General features: G+C 67.8%; 13 protein-coding genes and 1 pseudogene. 10 read left to right on the top strand and 4 right to left on the bottom strand.

Features of this window, described 5'->3' with window-relative positions; genetic code table 11:
- The first annotated feature begins 35 nt into the window (after positions 1–35).
- Positions 36–473 carry an HIT family protein gene (locus NM1_RS28415; RefSeq protein WP_068026521.1) on the top strand — a complete coding sequence of 146 codons (438 nt, stop codon included), beginning with the start codon at positions 36–38 and terminating at the stop codon, positions 471–473.
- A 123-nt stretch (positions 474–596) separates the two neighbouring features.
- Positions 597–1,556 (top strand): alpha/beta hydrolase, encoded by a 960-nt coding sequence (locus NM1_RS28410; RefSeq protein WP_068026517.1) that lies wholly within the window; start codon positions 597–599, stop codon positions 1,554–1,556.
- A 6-nt stretch (positions 1,557–1,562) separates the two neighbouring features.
- On the opposite strand, the gene NM1_RS44210 is transcribed toward NM1_RS28410, so the two are convergent.
- Positions 1,563–1,775 carry a DUF397 domain-containing protein gene (locus NM1_RS44210; RefSeq protein ID WP_246011502.1) on the bottom strand — a complete coding sequence of 71 codons (213 nt, stop codon included), beginning with the start codon at positions 1,773–1,775 and terminating at the stop codon, positions 1,563–1,565.
- Positions 1,776–2,264: 489 nt separating this feature from the next.
- Here NM1_RS44210 and NM1_RS28400 point away from each other — a divergent pair, with 489 nt between their 5' ends.
- From NM1_RS28400 to NM1_RS28390, 3 genes are all read left to right on the top strand, one after another.
- On the top strand, positions 2,265–2,477 hold the full coding sequence (locus NM1_RS28400) for a hypothetical protein (RefSeq protein ID WP_147289055.1): 213 nt from the start codon (positions 2,265–2,267) through the stop codon (positions 2,475–2,477).
- A 136-nt stretch (positions 2,478–2,613) separates the two neighbouring features.
- Complete coding sequence (locus NM1_RS28395) at positions 2,614–4,740, top strand: S9 family peptidase (RefSeq protein ID WP_068026642.1); 2,127 nt, start codon at positions 2,614–2,616, stop codon at positions 4,738–4,740.
- 144 nt (positions 4,741–4,884) lie between these two features.
- Positions 4,885–5,586: a DUF2334 domain-containing protein gene (locus NM1_RS28390; protein ID WP_068026513.1), complete on the top strand. Its 702-nt coding sequence runs from the start codon at positions 4,885–4,887 to the stop codon at positions 5,584–5,586.
- 81 nt (positions 5,587–5,667) lie between these two features.
- On the opposite strand, the gene NM1_RS28385 is transcribed toward NM1_RS28390, so the two are convergent.
- Positions 5,668–6,432, bottom strand: a complete 765-nt coding sequence (locus tag NM1_RS28385; protein WP_246011503.1) for a LysE/ArgO family amino acid transporter — start codon at positions 6,430–6,432, stop codon at positions 5,668–5,670.
- Between the two features lie 73 nt (positions 6,433–6,505).
- Between NM1_RS28385 and NM1_RS28380 the strand changes: the two genes are divergently transcribed.
- Positions 6,506–7,402 (top strand): LysR family transcriptional regulator ArgP, encoded by an 897-nt coding sequence (locus NM1_RS28380; protein ID WP_068026510.1) that lies wholly within the window; start codon positions 6,506–6,508, stop codon positions 7,400–7,402.
- Positions 7,403–7,489: 87 nt separating this feature from the next.
- Here the strand turns inward: NM1_RS28380 and NM1_RS28375 are convergent, their stop codons facing one another.
- Both NM1_RS28375 and gad read right to left on the bottom strand, forming a co-directional pair.
- Complete coding sequence (locus NM1_RS28375) at positions 7,490–9,019, bottom strand: amino acid permease (RefSeq protein WP_068026507.1); 1,530 nt, start codon at positions 9,017–9,019, stop codon at positions 7,490–7,492.
- Positions 9,016–10,431, bottom strand: a complete 1,416-nt coding sequence (gene gad / locus NM1_RS28370) for a glutamate decarboxylase (protein WP_068026505.1) — start codon at positions 10,429–10,431, stop codon at positions 9,016–9,018. Before gad ends, NM1_RS28375 begins: the two co-directional genes overlap by 4 nt.
- Between gad and glsA the strand changes: the two are divergent.
- The 4 genes and pseudogenes from glsA to NM1_RS28350 form a co-directional block, all read left to right on the top strand.
- Positions 10,348–11,349, top strand: a pseudogene (gene glsA, locus NM1_RS44690) (glutaminase A); the annotation flags it as partial. The gene gad and the pseudogene glsA overlap by 84 nt on opposite strands.
- A gap of 283 nt (positions 11,350–11,632) precedes the next feature.
- Complete coding sequence (gene gadC / locus NM1_RS28360; protein WP_068026498.1) at positions 11,633–13,072, top strand: glutamate/gamma-aminobutyrate antiporter GadC; 1,440 nt, start codon at positions 11,633–11,635, stop codon at positions 13,070–13,072.
- Positions 13,069–13,515: a hypothetical protein gene (locus NM1_RS28355; RefSeq protein WP_068026495.1), complete on the top strand. Its 447-nt coding sequence runs from the start codon at positions 13,069–13,071 to the stop codon at positions 13,513–13,515. Before gadC ends, NM1_RS28355 begins: the two co-directional genes overlap by 4 nt.
- Before the next feature lie 6 nt (positions 13,516–13,521).
- Positions 13,522–14,892 carry a dipeptidase gene (locus NM1_RS28350; protein WP_068026491.1) on the top strand — a complete coding sequence of 457 codons (1,371 nt, stop codon included), beginning with the start codon at positions 13,522–13,524 and terminating at the stop codon, positions 14,890–14,892.
- Positions 14,893–14,912 lie beyond the last annotated feature (20 nt).

The raw sequence follows: 14,912 nt of genomic DNA, 5'->3' as shown, positions 1-14,912 counted from the left end.
GTGCGGCCGGTCGCCGGGACGTAGGCTGGTCGTCCATGGACCCCTACACGATCTTCGCCGATATCGTTGCCGGTCGCGCCCCCGCGTCGAAGGTGTACGAGGACGCGGATGTGCTGGCGTTCATGGACATTCGGCCGATGACGCCCGGACATCTACTGGTGATACCGAAGGTCCCGGCGCGTAGTCTCGCCGAACTGGATCCGGAGATGGGGGGCAAGCTGTTCCGGGTCGGGCAGCGGCTGGCGGCGGCGCTGCGCGATTCCGAGGTGCATTGCGACGGAGTGAACTTCTTTCTCGCCGACGGGGTGACGGCGGGCCAGGAGGTGTTCCATGTGCACCTGCATGTCATTCCGCGCACCCCCGGCGACGGGTTCGGGCTGCGCGGCCGCCCGACCAGCCCGGCCCGGGCCGATCTGGACTATCTGGCGACATCCATCCGCGGCGCGCTGGAGCGAGCCGTCCCGCGGCGGTGACCCACGTGCTGTGACACGAACCATTTGGTTTGCCAAGGAAACGCCAGACTGCCAATGCGCCTCGTCTTGTCAAGGCGTGAGCTACTTTTGAGGGTACGTGTGGTGGGCTGATGGAGGTGGGCTATGCGGCGCAGAGCCGTTGCTGCTGTTGTGCTCGCTGGGATGCTGGGCGCCCTCGCGCCCTGGGTGGGGCAGGCGCCGCGCGCGTCCGCGGCCCGGGTCGTGGGCATCGATGAGCTGAGTCCGACCAGGTCCGCGGTATTCGTGGAGTCCGCCGCCATGGGCCGCACGATCCAGGTGCAGGTGCTGCATCCCGCGGGCGGCGGCTCGCGCCCGTCCTACTACCTGCTCGACGGCCTGGACCCGGGGGAGAAGCAGAGCACCTGGACCAATGCCACCGACGCCGAGCCGTTCTTCGCCGGTCGCGATGTCAACGTGGTGCTGCCGATGGGCGGCCAGGCCAGCTACTACACCGACTGGCAGCAGGACGATCCCCGGTTCGGCCGCTACCGGTGGGAGACGTTCCTGACCCGGGAGCTGCCCCCGATCATCGATTCCCACTTCGCGGGCAACGGCGTGAACGCGATCGGCGGGCTCTCGATGGGCGGCATCGCAGCGTTCGTGCTGGCCGTGCGCAACCCGGGCATGTACCGCGCGGTCGCCGGCTACAGCGCCTGCCCGGATCTGGGCATGGCGCAGGGACCGATCCTGTTCTCCATCGCCAATCGCGGCGGCAGTCCGGGCAATATGTGGGGCGCGCCCGGCGGCCCGGCCTGGGGCGAACACGATCCGGCGCTGCTGGCGGATCGCCTGCGCGGCACGACGATCTACCTGTCGACCGGCACCGGCATCCCCGGCCCGCACGAGACCGAGATCAAGCCCCAGCTCCCGGAGAACATCTTCTTCGGCGCGCCGATCGAGGCCGGAGTGGACGGCTGCGTGACCTCGTTCGAGCAGCGACTGCGCGCGCTGAACATCCCCGCCCGCATCGATCGCAGCCCGGTGGGCACGCATTCGTGGTCCTACTGGCAGGACACCCTGCACGCCTCGTGGCCCACGATCGCCGCCGCTATCGGGGCGTGACGCGGGTTATCGCCCCGGACGGTTGAATTCGCCGTCCTTGGCCCCCGCGACGAAGGCCGACCATTCGCCGGGGGTGAAGATGAGCGTCGGACCGTCGGGGTTCTTCGCATCGCGCAGGCCGATATTGCCGCTGGCGAGGAAGGCCACCTCGACACCGCCGGATTCGCTGCTGCGGTGCCATACGGCGTCGGGCTCGATCTCGCGGTTCTTCGCTTCCACATCTGCTCCTGTGCGGGTGGGTGTCCGTTCGCCGTGCGGTATCGCAGCCACAGTAGCCGGTTCCGCCGCGGCCGAAATCCGTGATACGACATTCTTCTCCAATGCCGCAGATCCTTCGCAGAAATGCCGGTGCGCGGATGGGAAAAGGCATTCCGAGCACGAGGGAATTGAATTTCCTGTGACTGGTGGTGCGCTTGGGGCGGGAGGGGCGGATGTTCGGATCCAGCCCGGTCGACAGGGTCTGCTCGCGCTGCGCCTCGCGGCTTCCGGGGTTCGGGAAAACCGCTGGTCATAGCCGCCGCTGGCAAATGATCTCCGAGTACCGGCGAGTGGCGGCATTTGTCGGCGGGTCGCGGCATTCTCGTGGTTTACCCGGCAAGTGAATCGGAAACCCAGCTCACTGTGGCGGATATACGGCGTCGACTGGACCGAGAAGCCGGAAAGTGTGCGCCGCGCCACACCCCAGGCACGATAAGGATGGAGCACCGCATGGCACCCGTCTTCGACAGTTGCGCGGTGGTGCCCCGGCACCTCACCGTCGAGCAAGCGCACAACATCTTGCACATCCACCGCAGCTGCCCCACCGATCAATGCCCCCGCCGCAAGGCCGCCCTGTACTTCCTCATGGACTCCCGCCGCACGGCCCGCGACAGCGGTCGCGACCTGCGTCGACCGGCGCCGCGCACGCCCGGGCTGAGCTGACCCGCGGGCCGGGGTTGGCGCTGGTCGCCACGAGCCGCGCACTACGGTGGAGCGCATGGCTCTCGACAGTGGTACCGGAACGACCCCGAACGTCGGCGGCACAGCGTCCGCCGGGTCTCCGTCGCGGCCCGGCGAGGTGACACCGCCGACCGCGCAGCGAGTACCGACCGAGCGCGTGCATCACGGCGATACGGTCGTCGACGAGTACGAATGGCTGCGCGACAAGGACAATCCGGACGTCATCGCCCATCTCGAGGCGGAGAACGCCTACACGGACGCGCAGACCGCGCAGCTGCGACCGTTGCAGGACAAGATCTTCGACGAGATCAAGGCCCGGACTCAGGAAACCGATCTGTCGGTTCCGGCGCGGATGGGCGAGTACTGGTACTACTCCCGCAGCTTCGAGGGCAAGCAGTACGGCGTGCACTGCCGCTGCCCGATCGCCGACCCCGACGACTGGACGCCGCCGCAGCTGGAGGTGGGCGCCGAAATCCCCGGCGAGCAGATCCTGCTGGACAGCAACGTCCTCGCCGAGGGGCACGACTTCTTCGCGCTGGGCGCCTTCTCGATCAGCCACGACGGCACGCTGCTGGCGTACTCGATGGACACCGTCGGCGACGAGCGATATGTGCTGCGGTTCAAGGACTTGCGCACCGGCGAACTGCTCGGCGACGAGATCCCCGGCACCGCGCCCGGCGCGACCTGGTCGCTGGACGGAACCCACGTCTTCTACCAGACCGTCGACGAATCCTGGCGGCCCGACACCGTCTGGCGGCATCGGCTGGGCACGCCGAAAGAGCAGGACGTCAAGGTCTTCCACGAGGCGGATGAGCGCTACTGGGTGAGCATCGGCGCCACCCGCTCCGAGAAGTACCTGATGATCTGGGTGGGCTCGAAGATCACCAGCGAGGGCTGGATTCTCGAATCCGACGATCCCGAGGGCGAATTCCGCGTGCTGCTGCCGCGGCGCGAGGGCGTCGAGTATTCGGCCGAACACGCGGTGGTCGGTGGCCGGGATCGATTCCTCATCCTGCACAACGACGTTGTCGACGGTGTGAAGGCGGAGAACTTCGTGCTCGCCGACGCGCCCGTCGACGATCCGGCTGATATGACGACGCTCATCCCGCATCGCGACGACGTGCGGCTCGAGGACATCGACTGCTTCGCCGACCATCTGGTGCTGTCCTACCGGCGCGAGGCGCTGTCGCGAGTCGCTGTGTGGCCGTTGACCTCCGAGGGGTACGGCGAGCCGGAGGAACTGGACTTCGGGCTGGAGCTGTTCGCGGCCGGTGTCGGCTCCAACCCGGAATGGGACCAGCCGACACTGCGGGTCGGGCTGACCTCCTTCATCACCCCGGTGCAGGTCTTCGACTACGTGCCCGCGACCGGCGAGCTGCTGCTGCGCAAACAGCAGACGGTGCTGGGCGGCTACGACGCGAACGACTATGAGCAGCACCGGGATTGGGCGGTGGCCGAGGACGGGACCCGGATTCCGATCTCGCTCGTGTGGCGGAAGGGCTTCGACGGTCCGGGGCCGAAACCGTTGCTGCTGTACGGGTACGGCTCCTACGAGGCCAGCATCGACCCGGCCTTCTCGGTCTCGCGGCTGTCGCTGCTGGACCGGGGCATGGTGTTCGCGGTCGCGCACGTGCGCGGCGGCGGTGAGATGGGCCGGCTCTGGTACGAGCACGGCAAGACGCTCACCAAGAAGAACACCTTCACCGACTTTGTCTCCTGCGCAAGGCATCTCGTCGACACCGGGGCCACTGCGCCGGACCGGATGATCGCCGACGGGGGCAGCGCGGGCGGCCTGCTGGTGGGCGCGGTCGCCAACCTGGCGCCCGAGCTGTTCACCGGCATCCTCGCCAACGTGCCGTTCGTGGATCCGCTCACCTCGATCCTCGATCCGTCGCTGCCGCTGACCGTCATCGAATGGGACGAGTGGGGAAATCCGCTGGCGGACAAGCAGGTCTACGACTACATGAAGTCCTATTCGCCGTACGAGAACGTCGAGGCCAAGGACTATCCGGCGATCCTGGCGATCACCAGCCTCAACGACACCCGCGTGCTGTACGTGGAACCGGCCAAGTGGGTGGCGAAGTTGCGCGCCACCAAGACCGGCGATGCGCAGCTGCTGCTGAAGACCGAGATGAGCGCGGGCCACGGCGGCGTCAGCGGGCGCTACGAGAAGTGGAAGGAAGTGGCGTTCGAGTACGCCTGGGTGCTGGACACCGTCGGCCTCGCCGATGTCCGGCCCGAATGAAACCGGGCGTTGACCTTGTCGTCCGATGATCAGCTGATTCGGTAGCGCGAATTCGCCGCAGCGTCACCCGCGCAGCACGGTGCCGACACCTGCCGCACCCACAGTGGGTGTGGTTGGCAGCACCGAAAGGGGGTACGCGCGAATATGCGTGCACAGCTGATCGTCTCGGTGTCGGGCATCCGTGACACCACACGGGAGACGGCGATGGCATTCGCCGAGGAGATGGACCGCCGCGACGTTCCGTTGTCGTTGCTGGTGGCACCGCGACTGAAGGGCAAGTACCGGCTCGCCGACGATCCACGGACCCAGGATTGGCTGCGCTCGCGCCGGGAGTCCGGTGATGCGATCGTGCTGCACGGCTACGACCAGGCCGCCACCAAGCGGCGCCGGGCGGAGTTCGCGGCGCTGCCCGCCCACGAGGCGCGGCTGCGGTTGATGGCGGCCGACCGGGTGATGGAGGGGGTCGGCCTGCGAACCCGGCTGTTCGCGGCGCCGCGCTGGAACGCCTCCGACGGCGCCATGGCCGCGCTGCCGGAAGTCGGCTTCCGGCTCGCGCTGAGCCTGAGCGCGGTCCACGACCTGGAACGTCAAGCGGCACAGCGGGCCTGGGTGCACGGCATCGGCGAGGGCTTCCGCACCGAGCCGTGGTGGTGCCACGCGCTGGTGATGAGCGCCGCGCGCACCGCCCGCCGCCGCGCCGTGCTGCGCCTGGCGATCTCGGCCGCCCAGCTCGACCGCTCCGGCCCCCGCCAGGCCATGCTCGACGCCATCGACCTGGCCCTCTTCCACGAGGCCACCCCCGACACCTACCGCTGGGAACCCCTGGCCCCCGCCCGCGCCGCCTGAACCCCCGCACCCCGCATTCGTTCTCGCACCCCCTGCAAAGCTTGTACGGGGTGCGTGAGCATGCGCGGGGTGCGGCGGGGGTCAGGTGAGGAGTAGGCCCAGGGCGAGGGTGAGCATGATGAGGGCTATGGCGGAGTCCAGGACGCGCCAGGCGGTGGGGCGGGCGAAGAGCGGAGCGAGGAGGCGACCGCCGTACCCGAGAGCCGTGAACCAGAGGACGCTGGCGAGCATCGCTCCGGCCGCGAGGAACCAGCGGTCCGGCCCCGCATAGGTATTCGCGAAGGAGCCCAGCAGCACCACGGTGTCCAGGTAGACATGCGGGTTGAGCCAGGTCAGCGCCAGGCACGTGAGCACCGTGGCCCCGAGCGCCAGGGAGGTCCCGGCTACCCGGCGCGGCACCGCTGTAATTGCGCTCGCTGGCTTTGTCGAAATGGTTGCGGTCCCTTGTGTAGCCGCCGGGGGTACAGACCCGGAGTGGGCCACACCCGAGGCCGTCGTTGCCTGCGCTGTTTCCGTTGTGGGTGTTGTCGCGTCCGGGATGAGGGCGCTGGGGGACAGGACGCGGCGGGCGGCGAGGGCCGCGTAGCCGAGGAGGAAGGCGGCGCCCGCGTAGCGCGCGACCATGAGTAGGGCCGGGGCTGAGGCGACGAGGGCGCCGAGGCCGCCGACACCGGCCGCGATCAGCACGATGTCCGAGATCGAGCACACCGCGACCACCGCGAGGATGTGCTCGCCGCGAATACCCTGCCGCAGCACGAACGCGTTCTGTGCCCCGATCGCCACGATCAGGGACAGCCCGAAGCCCAGGCCCGACAGGGTCGCCGTCAGCGCGGAGGAGGTATTCACACCTTTCGACGTTAAGAAGCCGTCAGTAGTCAGACAAGCTAAAGATTTTCAGGGACCATTAGAATTTCTAAGCATGGATCTGCAGCTGGACCAGCTCCGCGCCCTCGACGCGACGGTCGCCGAGGGCACCCTCGAGGCCGCCGCCCGCCGCCTGCGGGTCACGCCGTCCGCGGTGAGCCAGCGCATCAAGGCCCTGGAGGGGACCGTCGGGCGGATTCTGCTACAGCGATCGAAACCGGTGCGGCCCACCGAATCCGGGCTCGCCGTGCTCCGGCTTTCCCGCCAGATCGAACTGCTCACCGGTGACACGGCTCGTGAACTCGGTGCTGCCGCAACGGAATCCGAGAGCACGGCCGGGCCGGTTCGCATTCCCGTCGCGGTCAATGCCGATTCGCTCGAGACCTGGGTGATGCCCGCCTTCGGCCGGGCGCCCGCCGGGATCTGCTTCGAGATCCACCGCGAGGACGAGGAGCACACCACCCGGCTGCTGCGCGACGGCACCGTCATGGCGGCCATCACCGCCACCGCGCAGCCGGTGCAGGGCTGCCGGGCCGAGCGGCTCGGCGCGATGCGCTACCGGGCCATGGCCACACCGGATTTCGTGCGCACCTGGTTCCCCGACGGGGCCACCGCCCGCGCGTTCGCGGCCGCGCCGGTGGTCCTGTTCGACCGCAAGGACGACCTGCAGGACCGCTTGATGCGCCGCCGCGCCCGGCGGCCGCTCGACCCGCCCCGCCACTACATCCCGTCTTCGTCTGGCTTCTACGAGGCGGTCCGCCTCGGCCTCGGCTGGGGCCTGCTGCCGGACCTGCAGACTCCCGCCGACGAAAAGTCCGGCCGCATAGTCGCTCTCGGCCGGGGCCTGCACATCGATGTCCCGCTCTACTGGCAGCAGTGGCGCCTGGACTCCCCGGCCCTGAGCGCCGTTGCCGCCGTGATAGCCGCCGCCGCAGCGCAATCCCTCCGCTGACACTGCCCTTGGCGCCACCTCTTGTCATTCCCGGCATGCCGGAAAAGACGGGCGGCGATTCCGCACGGATGTGCCGAATGCGGGGAACTAGCGCTGAAGGCGTTGCCGCAGTTCGCTGCTGGGCCCATGCGATTTCACCTTCTCCTCGTCCGGCGCCGCCCAGCCGGGCTTCTTCAATCGCTCGACGACGAGGGGGATCACGCAGAACAGCACCGTTCCGCCCGCGACGAGGATGACGTAGGTCGCCGGATTCCCGATCGGCAGCTGAGAGGGCGGCACGAAGGCCGTCACCAGAGCGAAAGCCATGGCGGCGAAGCCGATTCCGGCGATGATCCACATCCCGGCCGGGCCGCCGGGCACCTTGAAACTGCGCGGGAGATCCGGCCGGGTGTAGCGCAGCCGGATCGCGGCGGCGTACATGAACAGGTAGATGATGATGTAGATGCCGACCGCCATCGCCGTGATCAGGAAGAAGGCGCTGCTGACATCGGACATGAGGAAGTACGGCAGGCACAGCAGCGTGACCACCACGCCCTGGGTGAGCAGGATGTTCACCTGCACGCCACGGGGATTCACCTTCTGCAGCACCGGCGGCAGCATCCCGTCGTGCGCGGTGGCCAGCACGCCGCGGCTCGGGCCCGTGATCCAGGCCAGGGTTCCGGCCAGCGCGCCGTACGCGATCATCGCGGCCAGGATCAACACCGGCCAGCCGACGTGCATGAGGGAGTCGAAACCCGAACGGAGCGCGTCGAATACGCCGGAGTTCAGGTTGATCCGGTCATAGGGCAGGATGCCCGCGACCGCCAGCGCGCCGAGGGTGAAGATCGCCGCCGAGGCGACGGCCGCGATCATGATCGCGATCGGATACTGGCGGCCCGGATTGCGCAGCTCGGTGGCGTGCACCGCCTGCGATTCGACGCCGGTGAAGTTCTCCAGGATATTGCCGAGGAAGGCCAGGGCCGACAGCCCGGCGATATAGGGCATATACCGCGGCGCATCGTGACCGTCGTGCTCCACGGTCACCGCCGGATCGGTCGTGTGCTCCCAGCCGATCGAATGCCCGCTCGCCAGCCACCAGACGAACAGCGCCACCAGGATCAGTCCCGGAACGGCGGTGCCGAGCAGGAAACCCGCCTGAGTCACCTTGGCCGCGAACTGATTACCCACCAGCGCGACCGCCGTGCAGGCCCAGTACGCGACGACCGAGAAGATGCCGACATAGATGTGGTCCTGGGCCAGATGCGGCTTATCGATGGCGAAGGCGACACCGGCGGCGGCGAAACTCAGGCCGGTCGGATAGAACACCATGGCCTGCAGCCAGGACAGAAAGATCGCCCAGAATCCGACCCGCTTGCCGAAGGCCCCGCTGATCCACGCGTACAAGCCGCCGGCCTGCCGCCCGAACGCGCTGCCCAGCTCGGCGGCCACCAGCCCGGCCGGAATCAGGAACAGCACCACCGAGAAGGCGATGTAGAAGAACATCGTCAGCTCTTCCTTGGCCATCGCCGGAAGACCGCGCAGGCTGGTCACGATGGCCGCGGCGGTGGTGAAGCCGAGTGCGACCGTGGACAGGTACCTGGTGGTGGCGGGTTTCGCGGTCTGCTCGGTGGCGGTCACCTGTCGAGTCCGGCCGCGTGCCGCAGGGTCTCGGTGCTGACCACGGCCGTGGCGCTGTGGGTGAACCCACCGGCCTCCTCGCGCGTGAGCGGGACCGTGGGCGGATGCTTGTCCAACTGCCCCAGCGACCGGCGCATATCGGCCAGCAGCAGATCGGCCATATCGCGGCTGAACCCGTGCCGGACCAGCACGCGCATGATGGTCTCGTCGTTGCGGTCGGCGGGCAGCGGGTACGCGGCGACCAGCCAGCCACGGGTGCGCAGCCGATCGGACAGGTCGTAGAGGTTGAACGTCTGGTCCGCGCGCAGCTTCCACGACACCGCCGCGATGCCGCGCAGCGGATCTCCGTCGTGAATCAGTTCGAACGGCCCGAGATCATCGATCCCCGAGGCCAGATGCCGGGCCACCGAGTACGTCGCCGACTGCACCCGGTTGTAGCCGACCCGGCCGAGCCGGATGAACTCGTAGTAGGAGGTGACGACCTGCCCACCGGGCCGGGAGAAGTTGAGGTTGAACGTGCCCATGTTGCCGCCGAGATAGTCGACGTTGAACACCAGCTCCTCGGGCAGATCCTCGGCCTCCCGCCAGATCGCCCAGCCCGCCCCGAGCGGCGCGAGACCGGTCTTGTGGCCGGAGGCGTTGATCGACTTCACCCGCGGTAGCCGGAAGTCCCACACCAGCTCCGGCGCCGTGAACGCCGCGAGGAAGCCGCCGCTGGCCGCGTCGACGTGGATGGGTATGTCGAGGCCCGTCTTGTCCTGCAGGTCGTCGAGGGCCTGGCTGATGCCCGCGACGTCCTCGAACAGGCCGGTGAAGGTCTGCCCGAACGTGGGCATCACCATCATGGTGTTCTCGTCGCAGTGCGCCGCGACATCGTCGGGGTGCATCGTCAACCGGTCGCCGCGCAGCGGGATCTGGCGGATGTCGACATCGAAGTAGCGCGCGAACTTCTCCCAGCAGACCTGCACCGGACCGCACACGAAATTCGGAATGCCCTTGCCGCCGCGCTTGCGCCAGCGGAACTTGGCAGCGAGCCCGCCGAGCATGGCGGCCTCGCTGGAGCCGGTCGTGGAGGTGCCCATCGTCGTCGCCGGATCGGGGGAGTGCCACAGGTCGGCGAGCATGCGCACGCAGCGCCGCTCGAGCTCGGCGGTCTGCGGGTATTCGTCCTTGTCGACGATGTTCTTGTCGATGGATTCGTTCATCAGGCGGCGGGCCTGGTCGTCGACCCAGGTGGTGCAGAAGGTGGCCAGATTCATCCGGGAGACGCCGTCGAGCAGCAGCTCGTCGTGGACGATCTGGTAGGCGGCCAGCGGGAACATCTCGGGATGCGGGAATCCGGACTTCGGCGCGCCCGACTCCAATTGCGGCAGCGCGAACAGGTCTTCGGAATCGCTGGGACGGTCGGACATCCTGGCCTCCTGGGCAGACGCTCGCTCGAGGGTTGCCGCGCGACTAGAGCCAGTTTCATCGAGCGCGAAACTGGTTGTTGTACCGGTCTATTCGTCACTCAATCGAAGTTGCTGACAGTTTACACTGCCGGAATGGACTATCAGCGTGTGCTAGCGCAGGCGATGTCCGCCACGAGCTCGCAGATCGGCGCCGGAAAGGTCGCCGACTACATCCCGGGCCTGGCGCAGGTCGACCCGAACCAGTTCGGCGTCAGCGTCGCCACGGTCGACGGTGCCGTCCACGGCGACGGTGATGTGCATGTTCCGTTCGCCATCGAGAGCATCTCCAAGGTCTTCGCCCTCGCCCTGGTGCTCGGGCGCAAGGACTGCCAGATCTGGAAGCGGGTGCGCCGGGAGCCCTCGGGCACCCCGTTCAACGACCTCATCGAGCTGGAGGTGGAGCAGGGGATCCCCCGCAATCCGTACATCAATCCGGGGGCGATCGTGGTCGCCGACCAATTGCTGGCCGATACCGGCGACGGCGTCTCCGCGCTGCGCGACCTGCTGCGCGCGGAGACCGGGAATCCGCAGCTCGACGTCGACAGCGTGATCGCCGAATCCGAGCTGCGCACCGGCGACCGCAACCGGGCCATCGCGTATCTGATGGCGAGCTTCGGCAATATGGTCAATCCCGTCGATCTCGCCCTCGACCACTATTTCCGGCAGTGCTCGTTCAGCATCACGTGCGCGGAGCTGGCCCGGGCGGGCCTGCTCATCGCCCGCCACGGGCTGCGCGCCGACGGCACGCGGCTGCTGTCGCGGTCCGATGCCAGGCACATCATGGCGCTGATGACGACCTGCGGAACCTACGATGCGGCAGGCGAATTCGCCTATCGGATCGGCCTGCCGTGCAAGAGCGGCGTGGGCGGCGGGATTCTGGCGATCGTCCCGGACAAGTGCGCGGTGGCCGCCTGGGGCCCGGACTGGACGAGCAGGGGAATTCGGTGTCGGGCGCCACGGCACTGGAGGCCTTCGCGCGGTCGGGCCGGTTCTCGGTGTTCTGATCCCGGCGATTGCGGATTGTTAACGAAGTGTCGCCGAACGGTCGCGAAGTATGGCCGATCCGCGATCCCGGATGGCACAGTGAGCTGGAACGGTGCCGTTTCGACCGTTTGCTCGATCTCTGGATCCCAGTGGGTAGCGGGCAGAAGAAGGAGCGGTGATGGCGACAGCGGTGCCGACGGCGAAGGCGGCCAAGACGGCCGTGGTCACCAAGTACATCTCCTGGGTGACGCTGGCGCTGATGACCACCAGTTCCGTGGCCAGCCTGCGCGCCGCGCCGACCATGGCGGTGTACGGGCTGGCGTGCGTATTCCTGTATCTGCTGCCCGCGCTCCTGTTCCTGCTGCCGACGGCGTTCGTCGCGGCCGAGCTGGCGTCGGGCTGGGCCGGTGGCGTCTACAAGTGGGTGGGGGAGGGACTGTCGCAGCCGCTGGGCTTCCTCGCGGTGTGGTGCCAGTTCGCGATGACGATCTTCTACTATCCGAGCCTGCTGGCGTATGTGGCGAGCACCTTCGCCTACATCATCCATCCGTCGCTGGCGACGAACGGCCTCTACGTCGCGATCGTCATCATCGTCATCTACTGGGCCGGGGTGTACGTATCCTCTCAGGGCACGAAAACCGTTGCGGGACTGTCGAGTATGGGTCTGATCATCGGCACCCTGATCCCCGGCGTGCTCCTCGTCGTGCTCGGTATCGTCTTTCTCGCGCAGGGCAATTCGTCGGCCGCCCCGATGGACTCGTCGCATCTGCTGCCCGCCTGGACCGGCCTGGCCAGCCTCGTGCTGATCGTCAACAACTTCCTCAGCTACGCGGGCATGGAGATGAATGCCGTGCACGTGTCGTCGCTGAAGGATCCGGGCAGGGAGTATCCGAAGGCGATGGCGCTGGCCGTGGCGCTGGTGCTGGCGATCTTCATCATCCCCGCGGTGGTGATCAGCTGGGTGGTGCCCTCGAAGAACCTCAGCCTCACCGCCGGTGTCATGCAGGCCTTCGACGGTTTCTTCAATCACTTCGGAATCGGTTTCCTCACACCGGTTCTCGGCGTCATGCTGGTGGCCGCGGCGCTGGGCGGCATGCTGACCTGGCTGGCCGGTCCGTCGAAGGGCCTGCTGCTGATCGGTCGTACCGAGGGCTACCTGCCGCCGATCCTCACCCGGGTGAACAGGCACGGCGTGCAGCAGAACATGCTGATGGCGCAGGGGGTCGTGACCACGATCCTGGCGCTGCTCTACGCATTCATCCCCGACGTGTCCAGCGCCTACTGGATCCTGTCGGTGATCACGACCCAGGTCTATCTGATCATGTACGTGCTGATGTTCGTGGCCGCGATCCGGTTGCGGCGCAAGCAACCCGACCATCCGCGCGGCTACCGCGCGCCCGCCCTGATCGCGCTGTGCGGGCTGGGAACGGTGTCCTCGGTCGCCGCCTTCCTGATCGGGTTCGTGCCGCCCTCGCAGTACGGCAGCGGCAATGCGCTGAGCTATGTGCTGCTGATCGGCCTCGGCATGGGCATCGTCGGACTGCTGATTCCCTACCTGTTCTTCCGGTTCCGGAAACCGAGCTGGAAGACCGAGGTGCCGGGGGAGGTGCAGCCATGAGCGAGCATCTGGAGACCTCGGAGCAGACTCGGCGCCGGCGTATCGTCAACGCCGTGGTCGCGGTCGTGCTGATACTGATCGTGGTGATCGGACTGGTGCTGTTCGAGCAGAACAAGCGCGATTCGGTTGCCACAGAGCGGGCGCGAGAGCTCCACGGACGGCTGGTCGCCGCGGGACTGCCGGCTCCGGAGACGGACGTGATCCGGGATTCGCTGGGACGTGACGGCGGCCTGATCTGCCAGGATCCGTCCTCGCCGCTGATCAAGGCGCGGTACCAGGCGGCGATCACCAACGGCGCCAGCGGACCCGGGAACCGGCCGGTGATCGCCGACGTCGACACGATCGCGGCGACCGAACTGGCCATCGATACCTACTGCCCGGACAAGCTGCGTGCCTACCTCGAGCAGATGAGCGATCTGAAGCTCGGCGAGACGACGAAATGAGCTGATATGACCGACGATTCCCGTACGTCCGCCCTGCGCACGCAGGTGCACTCGCTGATGCCGCAGGCGAAAGCCGATCTGACCGAACTGGTTTCGTACCGATCGGTGGCCGATCCGCGGCAGTTCCCGGCGGAGGAATGCCACCGGACCGCCGAGTGGGTGGCCGATGCCTTTGCCGCCGTGGGCCTGTCGGATGCCGGACTGCACGAGACACCCGACGGCAGTAAGGCCGTCGTCGCCCGGCGTCCCGCTCCGGCCGGTGCGCCGACCGTGCTGCTGTACTGCCACTACGACGTGCAGCCGCCGCTCGACGACGCGGCCTGGCACACCCCGGTCTGGCAGCTGACGGAGAAGGACGGTCGCTGGTACGGCCGCGGCGCCGCCGACTGCAAGGGCAATATCGTCACGCACCTGACGGCGCTGCGCGCACTGCGGGAAACGTTGGGCGGCAGCGACTATCCGGTCGGCATCACGCTGGTCGCCGAGGGCTCGGAGGAGCAGGGCACCGGCGGACTGGAGGCGTTCGTCCCGAAGAATGCCGACCTGTTGCGCGCCGACGCACTGGTGATCGCCGACTGCGGCAATTTCGCGGTCGGCGTGCCGACGTTCACCCAGACCCTGCGCGGTGCCATCGATGTCGTCGTGACCGTCGAAACCCTGGCGGGCCCCATGCATTCCGGCATGTTCGGCGGTCCCGCGCCCGATGCGCTGGCCGCGCTGATCCATATCCTCGCCACATTGCGAGATGCCAAGGGCAACACCACGATCGCCGGACTGCCCGGCGATCAGGTCTGGGACGGCGCGCAATACCCCGTCGAGCAGTTCCGTGCCGACGCGGGCGTGCTCGACGGTGTCGACCTGCTCGGTGACGGCACCGTGTCCGATATGGTCTGGGCGCGCCCGGCGATCACGGTGCTGGGCATAGACGTGCCGCCGGTGGTCGGTTCGTCGGCCGCCATCCAGCCCAAATCCCGTGCCCGGCTGAATCTCCGGATACCGCCGGGGGTCGAGGCGGACAAGGCGCTGAAAGCCCTTACCGCACACCTGGAATCGAATACACCGTGGCATGCGAAGGTGACGGTGGACTGCGAGTCCGTCGGCTCCCCGTTCCGCTCCGGCACCAGCGGCCCGGCCCGCAGGGCCATGGAGGCCGCCTTCCAGGCCTCCTACGGTCGCGAGGCGACCACCGAGGGCCAGGGCGGTTCCATCCCGCTGTGCAACGTCTTCGCCGACACCTACCCGAATGCGGAGATCATGCTGATCGGCGTGGAGGAACCCAAATGCCTCATCCACGCCCCCAACGAGAGCGTGGACCCGACAGAAATCGAGCACATGGCCCTCACCGAAGCCCTGTTCCTCGCCACCTACTCCGGCTGACCGTCCGGCTCGGGTGCGGG

Source organism: Nocardia mexicana NBRC 108244 (assembly GCF_001613165.1).
Classification (GTDB): Bacteria; Actinomycetota; Actinomycetes; order Mycobacteriales; family Mycobacteriaceae; genus Nocardia; species Nocardia mexicana.
This window is presented reverse-complemented; position numbering and strand designations above follow the sequence as displayed.

Coding starts and splice junctions, on each gene's coding strand:
- NM1_RS28415 (WP_068026521.1), top strand. CDS start 36: ATGGACCCCTACACGATCTTCGCCGATATCGTTGCCGGTCGCGCCCCC.
- NM1_RS28410 (WP_068026517.1), top strand. CDS start 597: ATGCGGCGCAGAGCCGTTGCTGCTGTTGTGCTCGCTGGGATGCTGGGC.
- NM1_RS28400 (WP_147289055.1), top strand. CDS start 2,265: ATGGCACCCGTCTTCGACAGTTGCGCGGTGGTGCCCCGGCACCTCACC.
- NM1_RS28390 (WP_068026513.1), top strand. CDS start 4,885: ATGCGTGCACAGCTGATCGTCTCGGTGTCGGGCATCCGTGACACCACA.
- NM1_RS28380 (WP_068026510.1), top strand. CDS start 6,506: ATGGATCTGCAGCTGGACCAGCTCCGCGCCCTCGACGCGACGGTCGCC.
- gad (WP_068026505.1), bottom strand. CDS start 10,431: ATGTCCGACCGTCCCAGCGATTCCGAAGACCTGTTCGCGCTGCCGCAA.
- gadC (WP_068026498.1), top strand. CDS start 11,633: ATGGCGACAGCGGTGCCGACGGCGAAGGCGGCCAAGACGGCCGTGGTC.
- NM1_RS28355 (WP_068026495.1), top strand. CDS start 13,069: ATGAGCGAGCATCTGGAGACCTCGGAGCAGACTCGGCGCCGGCGTATC.
- NM1_RS28350 (WP_068026491.1), top strand. CDS start 13,522: ATGACCGACGATTCCCGTACGTCCGCCCTGCGCACGCAGGTGCACTCG.